This is a genomic window from Anaplasma bovis (assembly GCF_036903315.1).
GTDB classification, from domain to species: Bacteria; Pseudomonadota; Alphaproteobacteria; order Rickettsiales; family Anaplasmataceae; genus Anaplasma; species Anaplasma bovis.
This window is the reverse complement of the sequence record NZ_JAWLNY010000034.1, coordinates 1-10,617: the sequence shown is the minus strand read 5'-3', so window position 1 is coordinate 10,617 and position 10,617 is coordinate 1. Positions and strand designations below refer to the sequence as shown.

Here is a 10,617-nt window from a genome sequence, read left to right as displayed (position 1 = left end):
TTAAAGTCAAAATAACTGAGGGATATCGCAACATATTGACTGGGCATATTCACTCCGAAAGTATGGATACAGAGCAGAGCCCTCTATTGCAGGTTGCGACCTGAAGTTTCAGCTGTTCCTACACGTAAGTGGCGTTCTAGCGAAAAATGCAGCACTAGAGAAATATACGATATACATATTAGAAGTGTTTGCAGTTTATAGAGCTCTCTGAAAATGTGGACGCAGAGCTCCCTATTGCAGGTTGCGACCTGAAGTTTCAACTATTCCTACACACAAGTGGCGTTCTAGCAAGCAGTGTAGTACTAGAGAAATACAAGATGTACATATTAGCAGGGTTTGTAGTTTGTAAAACTCAGCAAAAATTGTCACTATCAGGATAATCATGCCGGCAATAACGCACATGAATCCGTTTATTATTGCGCAGCATACACTTTTGTATTTATCGTCAACAATGTGTGTCCCAATGATAAATGCTATCATGTGACCACCTGATAAAATCCCAAAAAACATGGCAGCCAGCGCTAACCCGGCGTATTTTTCCATCTCATAATTATGGGAATCAGCTACTACTTTTTGCATAATGAATAACAAGCAACACAGACTGAAGCACTGTAATATTCTGATAGCGAAGAATATCCTCTTGCCATTACGAAAGTGGAGAAACATCCAACATGAGAGAGGGGCCCCCAGCGCGAAGCCAATCCACACATATGTCGAAACAAACCCACCTATCGAAGAATCATATTTGTACAGCAGCAGGCTGGATAATGAAAAAAATATCCCAAACATCATGCCACCTATGAGAGAGATTTTCCATACTTCCGGTTTCGTCGTGACGCAGCAAATATGTCTCGTTATGGAAGAGAATACTGAGAAACAAGAAACGCTGCTACTAGAACGCACTTGTGGGATATTAGAAGTACAACAAGCCGTTAGCGCAGAAACAAATTGCAGAGCGGTTATGCCCCATACTATGCTGTAAAAGTTATGCCTCATCATTTGCTCATAGTGAGAGGATATCACCCAGAATGTTGCACATAAAAGCCCATACATCGCTTGTGCAAACGAGAATGCCATTTTTGCTTTATTACCGGAGAAAACACATCTGCTGAGATATTCAACTCCAATAAAACCAAATGATGCACCACATGTTAGGAACGTCTGAGAAAGTGCTACAATGAGAAAAAAATTTGATCCCATGGCAGCCACCTGAAGCAGCATTCCAACAAAAACCGACCCTGCTGCTAGTGGCAAAAATATCCTGCCTCCGCAATAGTCCAGGATTGTGCCTGAAAAAAGCTGAAATGCTGAAAAAAAGCACATGTGTATACATAGCAATTCAGCCACCATGACATCGCTCATCAGGGCCTCAGAGCCGAAAGCAGCGTACATCATCTCGAAGGGAGTTACAGACAGCATTGTGTATACGGTTGTCACCCAAAAAATATATTTTTTCACTTGGATAACCTAGATAATCAGTAGTGCACTTCTAGAATTTTTCATACTTACAATATGTTGATAGCTGCAGCTTTTTCCATGCGAAAAAGGTCTGCATCAGGTTATAGCTTAAATATAATAAACCCTATCAAAAGCAGGATGATGCAGTAAAGAAGAAATCCCGTATTTTTCTTCTCTGAGTACTTCTTGTTGTGCGCAATGACTATATCCAAACTTTTGTCAATCTTTGACACAAACGCTGAAGCATTTCTAGCACACTTATACACCTTGGATTCCCTCAATTTATCCATGCATCCGTAGCTTTCGTAATGATCTTTTACCCAAACTTCCGCAATTTTCCATAAGTTCACCTCAGGTGATAATTGCCTACAAATTCCCTCCACAAGCACCATTGTCTTCTGTAGCAACAACAGCTGTGGCTGCACATCCATATCAAAATCTTCAGTAATTTTGAACAGGTGGGTCAATAGCTGTGCCATAGAAAAATCCCGCGCATTCACATCAGCTATAGGCTCCCATATAGCCCTGCATGCGGTAGCAAATTCCTCTCTCCTACAGGGGATGTAGCCTGCATCGTAGTGTGCATCAGCAACTTTTTCGTAATCTTTACTCAAAAACCCTAAAAATATCTCCGAAATATAAAATCTGGTCTCCTCATCGATGCGACCCATAATACCAAAATCTACCGCCACTATGCGATTTTCAGAATCGACCATGAGGTTGCCTGGATGCATATCTGCATGAAAATACCTATCTCTGTATACCTGATTGCAAAAGGCAACCACGAGTTTTCTAGCTATGGAATCTCTATCAGAAAGCTCATCTATCCTATAGATTGGAATACCATCCATCCATTGAAGTGTTAGTACGCGCCGCGTAGTGTGTTGCCAATCTATCTCCGGGATGCGAAAGCCATCCTCCTCAGAACGCATATTTTTTCTCAACTCATCTGCGTTTGCAGCCTCAAAACGCAGATCTAGCTCAAATTTAGACACTCTGAAAAAAGTATCTATCAATTCTCGCAGCTTAAATCGAGTCAAGCCCGCAATTCCACCAAAAATACGCTCCAGTCTGCGCATTAGGTTTATATCTTTTTGAAATTCTACCTCTATGTTTGGCCTCAGCACTTTTACAGCCTTCCACTCCCCATCCAGGGTCCTTGCCTTGTGAACCTGTGATATGGAGGCTGCAGAAACAGGCATTTCACTGAATTCCGAAAATACTTCGTGTATCTTTTTGTGTAGCTCACTCTCCACAATTTTGACTACGTCACTAAATGGAAAAGATGGCATCTTATCGCACAGAAGCAATAAATTTTCTGCTACTTCAGATCCAACAATATCAGGTCTAGAAGCAAGAGACTGGCCAAGCTTAATGAATGTGGGCCCCAAACTTTGCAAGAGCATGCATATTCTCTGACCATAAGTCTTAGAGCGAAATCTGAAATACGCGAAAAAACTGGTATAAGGCAAGATGCCGTATGACACTAATGAGATTACTATCTTAAGCAGTCGCCCTACATCTTTTAAAGCACTAAACATTGTCTGGAAATACGCTAGAAAACTTTGCGTCTTCGGCAATTGTTGCGGGAGTTCCTTCGCAACGAACTGAACGATTTATGCAAATTACCCTGTCTGAACAAGCCATGATACAATGCAAATCGTGAGATGTCATTATTATACTAATACCACTACACTCAGAAACTAGACGTCCCAGTAATTGGTAAAAATTATTCTTTGCCTCGATGTCCATACAGCTCACGGGTTCATCTAACACTATGATGGTGGGTTTGATAATCAAACATCTAGCGAGTAATACTAGCTGCTTCTCACCTGCGGATAATTCAGAAACCTGACGCCTCAACAGGCCAGACACATCAACATATCTCATAACGCTTTGTATGTCCGGAGTAACATTGCTACCCCAACACACACTCAATAACAAATATTCCACTGTGATTGGCATAAGTGTGTTTATTGCAAAGCTCTGAGGCATATACGCTATGACCGCATCTTTCTTGTATACCACGCTACCAAGATAGTCCTTATTAATACCCACCAAAGCACGTATCAGCGAAGTCTTGCCGCCACCATTAGGTCCTAAAATTGTAACAATTTCCCCCAATCCAACCGAAAAACTAACGTTATCTATTGCCTTCCTGTTGCCGTAAAACAATGTTAAACTATTCACCGTTAGGACACGATCTGATGAAGTACTACGCGCAGTCCTCGACGCAGTTTTCAATGTAGATTTTTTTATATGTTCGCTAGAATACATGTTATTTTGCTGATACTGGCCGGATTAATACCTGCGGCAGGATATACCGTTCCTAAGGTAGTATCAACTATAAATCCTATACACTTTCTGGTAGTTGCGGTAAGCAATGGCGTACTAGAGCCTGTATTACCATCTACGGGAACATCATGTGTACACGACTGCGCAGTAAAACCATCTGATGTATCTAAGTTCGATAGGGCAGACATTTTGTTCTATATAGATGAAGAACTGGAACCATTTGTAAAGAAATTAAGCGCGCGTAGCAAAAAGAAGTTTGTCCGTTTATCAGATGCAGTACCTTTGTTAGCATCAAGAAGTGCTCGTGACTCAGGTCGCGGTTACGACGTTAAAGATTTTCACATATGGTTGAGTCCTGCAAACGCTGAGAAGATAATACAAACGATATGCAGTACTTTATCTGATGAAGATCCGGAAAACGCCCATTTATACCGTCAAAATACAGAAAATATACTGAAAAAGCTTGACGTAATGACGGAGAAAATCACAGAAATACTCGCACCAGTAAAAGACGTACCTTACGTGGTTATACACGACGCTTATCAATACTTTGACAGGTATTTTGGACTCAATTTCGTAGCTGCCCTTTCTTCAGGACACACCGTAAGCACAACAGCTCGTGCTCTACATGCTGCAAAAACTGCTGCAAAAGCTCATGCAACAAAGTGCATTTTCATAGACAATACAGTTGGAAAAATTGGGGCTGCCCTTGTACCAAACGATGCTGCTCACCACATTTACACAGTGGATCCAGTAGGTACATCTATAGCGGCAAGTGAGAATGGATATTTCGAGCTCATGATGTCACTCGCGGAGCAATTTAGAGAGTGTCTATCTAAGTAATTATAATACTGTTTTGCTTATATCGCATATCTAGATGACAGGGCTGCACGCAGTGTTCCCTCATCAAGGTAATCTATTTCGCCACCTAAAGGAATGCCGCAGGCCAGACGCGTAACCTTGACACCTACCTCTTTTATTATTTCAGCTATGTAATGGCACGTAACCTGTCCTTCCATATCGTTGCTGGTGGCTATTATCACTTCCTTTACGCCGCCAGAAACCACTCTACCAACAATGGTATCAATATTGAGATCATCCGGACCAACGCCAGAAAGCGCAGATAACGTACCGCCAAGCACATGGTACATACCAGAATATATCCCACCTTTTTCAAAGGCCCAGAGATCACCTAGCTCTTCTACTACACACAAAAGGCTACTATCTCTCCTGCTATCTGTACAAATGGAACATGGCGAAACATCATCTAGATTGTAACAAATTTCACACTCTTTTACCTTTCTCTCTAGTTCTCTTATTCCATTTGCGAGAGGTATCATAATGTCATCTCTGTGCCTCAAGAGATGCAACACTATTCTGCGAGAAGACGCCGGTCCAAGGCTAGGAAGCTTGGCAAACAGGTTGATTAGCTTTTCTATGTCCATAAAATCAAACTCGCAGAAAGAATAATACGAGGGATCTCTACCCCTACTATAATCTAGTTATTGGTTTCATCCTTAGTCTGCGTGAGCTCACCGTCTTTGAGCTCCTTTCTGAGATTTCGCATGCCCCTGCCTAAATCACCCATAACTTGGGGTAGTCTACCAGCTCCGAAAAGTACCAAAATTATCAGCAATATTAGAAAAATCTGCCAAGGCCCCAAACTCATAATACAACCCCCAAACACTAAAGCCTAAAAAGCAAGGCCTTACTAGAATCCAAAGACACGTGTACAACATCCCCTACCCGGGGCAAAACCCTACCGCTAAACTTCATCCAGTAGGAACTATCAACGCTTATATATACCATATTACAGAAAAATTTTACAAGCCTTACTACAGCAGCAGCTCCCCCACTACGACGCTGGACCAAAGCATCAGGCCTGATACAGACAGCAACTCTGCTGCCATCCTCGAAAGAGTCTGCCTTGATCTTACCGAGGTCTAGGGAAACGCATCCATCTTTAACCACAGCCTCGAAGTAATTTAACCTCCCAAAAAACCTAGCGAGACTTACATCTTTGGGACTACTGTATATTTCGTCAGGAGTGCCGCTCTGTATTATCTTACCTTCTTTGATGACGTAAATTTTGTCTGCAACATCCAGTGCTTCCTCAGGATCATGTGTAACAAACAAAACCGTGATGTTCTCTGACTTTATCAAGGCCAAAACATCAGTCCTTATTCTTTCTCTTAATATGACATCCAAATTGGAAAATGGCTCATCAAGCAGAAAAATCTCAGGCTTTTGCGCTATAGTCCTCGCTATAGTAACAAGCTGTTGTTGCCCACCTGAAAGCATATGGGGGTACGCATCCTTATGGCTGTACATCCCTATAGACTCCAACACTTCCCTGGCACGCTTGATTTTGGCATCCTTACTAGATTCTCTTACAGCAAATGCTACATTCTCTTCTACAGTCTGGTGGTGAAAGAGAGAGGGGTGCTGAAAAATCAGTCCTATATTCCTCTTCTCAGTTGGAATGTGGATATTTTTCTCCACATCATCCACCTTCCTGCCATTGACCTCTATAGTGCCGGTATTGGTACGCTCTAGTCCAGCTATCAGCTTCAAGATAGTTGATTTACCACAACCTGACAACCCAAGCAAACAAACAACTTCTCCTTTTTTTGCCGAGAAATCCTTAACATCTAGCAGAAAATTACTTTTCCTGTATCTATATGATACTCCAGCAAGTCTTACGCCTTCCACAATATCACCATAACCAAATCAAGCACACCTATAAATCTGAGAAACAACACCACGTGCAGAAACCCGTAGTACTACACTAAAACATCCCATCATGGCGTGTGACTATGATAGCACAGAATTAAAGTATTCAGTATATAAATCAAGCAACCTACTCATCCACTGACCAACATTTTTTATCATGTTAGCGTGAAACTTATTCCCTTCACCAAGAACTAGAAAATTGCTAAATGTTCTAAAAACAATTAGTCTTATGCGTAGTGTACTTTCGGTCGGTGTGATATTGAAAATTGTAATATACTGCCTGGTTCTGCAGTTTCTATTTACTTCGCCAGGCATGGCGGCGCTTGGTGCGCAACACGCTGTTATAACAAAAGACAAAGAGCATGCAAGCGTTGATGTTCTTGTCGGGGCAATAGATGAGACCACAGTCGAGGGTGCTGTACATTTCAAGATACAGGATGGATGGCATATATATGCTGCTGACCCAGGTGATACAGGTGTAGCGACCACAATATCCCTAGAAGGGTCAAAAGTGCTGTGGTACGACATACACTGGCCTAAACATGAAGTTGACGTCTTGAAGATAGGAAAAAAAACCTTCACAAGCAACGTGTACACCTCTTCAGTCGCCTTTCCTTTCGTTGCAAAATTTGAAAGTGGGACAAAGGAAATTAAAGTTGAGTTACAATTTGCTGTATGCGGAGAAACTTGTATTCCGACTAAGAAAACTTTGGCCCTAGATGTGTCTAAGAGCAAATTTGTAGATGAAAAACATACCGAACTGATCAGGGAATGGCAAGATAGATGAGCACCCTGAACACCAGGTATAGCGATTACTTTTCGTTCTTTATGCGTGACAGAAAAGCAGAGCTCTCATAGCATGAAACCACACGTATTTGTATGCCGAAATGTGCATTGTTGGTAGTAAAAAGTATGTAATGGGTGATTTCCTTGTTCACCATGTTTCCATATCAACCAGCACAAATTTAGATGCGTTAGAGCTCGCTGAGAGGGGTATAGAGGACAGTGTTGTGGTCCTGGCAGATGAGCAATCTGCGGGCATAGGCAGAAACAAAAAAGTATGGAGGTCTCCTCACGGAAATTTGTACTTTAGCATCATACTACGAGGAGCTCTTAATATTCCAGCATTGTCATTTGTTGCTGCTATAGCAGTAGGAACAGCTTTAGAAGAGGTTTTTTTGCATCACAATGGTCAGCAGTCAAAAAATACTTGTTGCACCAGAGTAGAATATAAATGGCCCAACGATGTTATGGTCAACGGTAAAAAGATATCGGGAATTCTGCTACAAACAAAAACTTTAGGCGGGGGACAGATATCTTGGGTTGTATGCGGCATAGGTATAAACATATACTCAAGTCCAATATCCACTTCTACGTCCATAAAGGAACATGTGCCATGTATAACTCTGTCTAACGTAGAGTTGATGGAGATCGTACTAAAAAACTTTCGCAAACTTTTAGACGCATACAATACGTACGGATTTTCTGTGCTTCGAAACCTATGGCTCAATAAAGCCTATAAGATGGGAGAAACTGTTCAAATTGTAACCAATACAAACACACGCCACGTGGGTAAATTCGTGAATATAAATACAGATGGAGCGATGGTCCTACAGTCCAACAGTAGTCTACTCAGTATTGGCTATGGTAAAATGCTCTGATATGATTTTCCCTACCCGCGGCAAACCCATAGAGTATCATTTCACATCCTGAAGAGATTATTTCAACCTGCTACACCCTTCCTACACAATTGTAGTGTATAGTTCCACATCTACATAAAAACGGCAAAAAAAAAAGCTCGAATAATCCTCCTGAAGAGTCGCGTAGTGGCCTCAAGTTATGATGTAGTTCAACACCTTCTTAAAATGGCAGAAGAAGGTCCGAAATAATCAGTACTTGTCACTGAGTGTAGTCTGAGAGCACTACCTCACATCCTGAAGAATTCATTCCAGAGTGACAGTACTCTCCATTACATAATGTAGTGCCATATCTATATAAAAAATGGTGGAAATGCATAAAATACATCAGACGCGCCTCTACAAACGCTCTACTGCACTCCAAATCACCTCATAACTGCTATACTACATCTCCCCTTCCCCCTACACATGTCATATCTACAGTACACATGCCAAAGTGATGTCCCCCAGGACACTCCATAAACTCATTTAAGTGCAAGTTTATGCGCTTATTGACACATATGTTTATATCGCCACTGTGGCCTACTATATCACTCCCCCCCCCCTTCAACAGCACTGATCTAACTTGAAAAAATACTCAGGATCATGTACAATTTTTACATGTGTTTTCTCAAAAACTTCAACATCAATCATCGTCCACTAGAGTTGCTGAGTGGCGTTTCCGATTATGTTTCAGGTATCATTAATGATAATCCCAGATCCTACCCTGATGTATGCTACCGTGGCTTTTGCAGCTTTGATAAATGAAGCAATGCAAAAATATAAGGCAGACGGGCCTATTCACGAAAATAATGGGAATGCTCATACTACTGAAGAGCTTGAGCCTCTTTATCAAGGATTAACTCTTGGAGAATTGAAAAATCATTTAAAAGCTAATAGTAAAACAAGTTCCCCGATCCGCACCGCGCAGTATGATGGTAGCAATCATTGCGATAGAATTTACATCGGTACACAGAATACTGATGAAGAGCCAAAGGAAAGAACAGGCACCCGTACTACGTCTCATGGCAGTACACCCCAAGAAAGAAGCACAAGGTCATCTGATAGAAAACAGCTCGTACAGGAGATCGAACTATCAGATATGAGGTCTAGGCAACCTGTTCGCAGAGATAGTAGGGATGCTCATGCTGTTGAAGAGCTTGAGCCTCTTCAGCGAGGATTAACCCTAGGAGATTTTGAGAAGAGTCGTAGAGCAGCTAATCGTGAGCAGCAAGAGGATACCTTCTCCTCTATCAAGAGTAGGATGTTTGAAAGTGCTAAGACTTTCATGCAAAAAGTGCGATCTCCTGTAGGGAATGAACAGAATAATACCAACAGTCGTGGTGGTAGAATTTACCTTGGTACACAGAATAGTGATGAAGCAGAGCTTGGTGATAGAGAATTTGACTCACAGCCCCGATCCTACGTATGTCTTCAAAACACAGACTCGATAGAAAGTAGGAACAGGAAAGGACAAAAAACGTCTCCCCCCCCCCTTACATATCAGTTCAGTGCAAGAGGATTTGTGTCACAAACTGAGGCTGCTAAATCTAAAGATGTACGCTCCGATAAGCAATGTCTGGATCACGATGATGTAGAGTCAGAAGGGCTTAACACACATCTGATAGATACACGTGTGACAACTGGTATATCCAATAGTAAGAAATGCAAAAACAGGAATGCCTATTGAAAAGGGCCAATTCTACCTTCACGCCAAATTCCATCATAATCTGGTCTCCATATCTACATGAAATAGCAGAAATGACTGTATATCTACCTGCAAATATGCCTCTTCAGCACTATTTCACATCCTAGAGTGTTTATTTAAGAGTTACGGCACCTTTCATTTACCTTACGTAGTTCCATATTTTTATGAAAAATAGAACTAATGCGGATTTAATTCGTGAATATTGTCTAGATATACCAGGATTAAAGGGCATTTCTCGTGCGTGTGTTAGTTAAAGATTTATCATAGACAATGCAGAGTAAACAGCTATCAAGTTGCGTTATCACCCAATGTTTACATTGGTACTTACCCTCACGAAAGGTATTTGTTTGCAATACGGGCAATTTTTGCCTAGCTACTACTGCTGGTAGCTCATATAGTAAACATCAAAAGTCACCTCAGGACCACTACACCTCCGTGTATGCCGAATTTACAGTGTATGTACTAGAGGAACACATATCGGCACACCCCATAGTCTACCAAAATGCAAGTTTATACGCTTATTGACACATATGTTTATATAGCCACTGTGGCTCACCATATCACTGTACCCTCCCCTTAAGCAGCACTGATACAACTTGAAAATAAAGCAAAGATCCTGTACAATCTTCACGTGTGTGTTATCACCCTCACTGTGGATAGTCTAACCCTCACTCCCCTCGGCTACGTTGTACGGTGTTGAATCCAAAAGTTCTGGTAATAGCGCACCTTTTAGCTCTTCAGCAAATG

At 41.6% G+C, this 10,617-nt stretch carries 11 protein-coding genes; 4 read left to right on the top strand and 7 right to left on the bottom strand.

From position 1 onward, the window contains the following. Window positions 1-231: 231 nt before the first annotated feature. From R4I06_RS03375 to R4I06_RS03365, 3 genes are all read right to left on the bottom strand, one after another. Complete coding sequence (locus tag R4I06_RS03375) at window positions 232-1,419, bottom strand: hypothetical protein (protein WP_334414142.1); 1,188 nt, start codon at window positions 1,417-1,419, stop codon at window positions 232-234. Window positions 1,420-1,559: 140 nt separating this feature from the next. After that, a complete protein-coding gene (gene ubiB / locus R4I06_RS03370; protein ID WP_334414141.1) occupies window positions 1,560-2,999 on the bottom strand; it encodes a 2-polyprenylphenol 6-hydroxylase in 1,440 nt (479 codons plus the stop codon). After that, window positions 2,992-3,702 (bottom strand): metal ABC transporter ATP-binding protein, encoded by a 711-nt coding sequence (locus R4I06_RS03365; RefSeq protein WP_410519377.1) that lies wholly within the window; start codon window positions 3,700-3,702, stop codon window positions 2,992-2,994. Before R4I06_RS03365 ends, ubiB begins: the two co-directional genes overlap by 8 nt. Before the next feature lie 15 nt (window positions 3,703-3,717). On the opposite strand from R4I06_RS03365, the gene R4I06_RS03360 reads away from it, so the two are divergent. Then, complete coding sequence (locus tag R4I06_RS03360; RefSeq protein WP_334414139.1) at window positions 3,718-4,596, top strand: metal ABC transporter solute-binding protein, Zn/Mn family; 879 nt, start codon at window positions 3,718-3,720, stop codon at window positions 4,594-4,596. 17 nt (window positions 4,597-4,613) lie between these two features. On the opposite strand, the gene recR is transcribed toward R4I06_RS03360, so the two are convergent. Genes recR through R4I06_RS03345 form a run of 3 tightly spaced genes read right to left on the bottom strand, consistent with a single transcriptional unit; the run spans window position 4,614 to window position 6,465 of the window. Further along, window positions 4,614-5,198 (bottom strand): recombination mediator RecR, encoded by a 585-nt coding sequence (recR, locus tag R4I06_RS03355; protein ID WP_334414138.1) that lies wholly within the window; start codon window positions 5,196-5,198, stop codon window positions 4,614-4,616. Window positions 5,199-5,251: 53 nt separating this feature from the next. Then, complete coding sequence (gene tatA, locus R4I06_RS03350) at window positions 5,252-5,422, bottom strand: twin-arginine translocase TatA (RefSeq protein WP_334414137.1); 171 nt, start codon at window positions 5,420-5,422, stop codon at window positions 5,252-5,254. Window positions 5,423-5,439: 17 nt separating this feature from the next. Beyond that, the gene (locus R4I06_RS03345; protein WP_334414136.1) at window positions 5,440-6,465 is read right to left on the bottom strand and encodes an ABC transporter ATP-binding protein; all 1,026 of its coding nucleotides are present in this window, start codon (window positions 6,463-6,465) and stop codon (window positions 5,440-5,442) included. Between the two features lie 274 nt (window positions 6,466-6,739). Here R4I06_RS03345 and R4I06_RS03340 point away from each other — a divergent pair, with 274 nt between their 5' ends. Together R4I06_RS03340 and R4I06_RS03335 are read left to right on the top strand one after the other, a co-directional pair. Then, on the top strand, window positions 6,740-7,273 hold the full coding sequence (locus R4I06_RS03340) for a protein-disulfide reductase DsbD domain-containing protein (RefSeq protein ID WP_334414135.1): 534 nt from the start codon (window positions 6,740-6,742) through the stop codon (window positions 7,271-7,273). 130 nt (window positions 7,274-7,403) lie between these two features. Beyond that, window positions 7,404-8,147, top strand: coding sequence for a biotin--[acetyl-CoA-carboxylase] ligase (locus R4I06_RS03335; RefSeq protein WP_334414134.1), 744 nt, complete (start codon window positions 7,404-7,406; stop codon window positions 8,145-8,147). Window positions 8,148-8,562: 415 nt separating this feature from the next. On the opposite strand, the gene R4I06_RS03330 is transcribed toward R4I06_RS03335, so the two are convergent. Beyond that, window positions 8,563-8,739, bottom strand: a complete 177-nt coding sequence (locus R4I06_RS03330) for a hypothetical protein (protein ID WP_334414133.1) — start codon at window positions 8,737-8,739, stop codon at window positions 8,563-8,565. Between the two features lie 111 nt (window positions 8,740-8,850). On the opposite strand from R4I06_RS03330, the gene R4I06_RS03325 reads away from it, so the two are divergent. After that, window positions 8,851-9,852: a hypothetical protein gene (locus R4I06_RS03325; protein WP_334414132.1), complete on the top strand. Its 1,002-nt coding sequence runs from the start codon at window positions 8,851-8,853 to the stop codon at window positions 9,850-9,852. The last annotated feature ends 765 nt before the right edge of the window (window positions 9,853-10,617 follow it).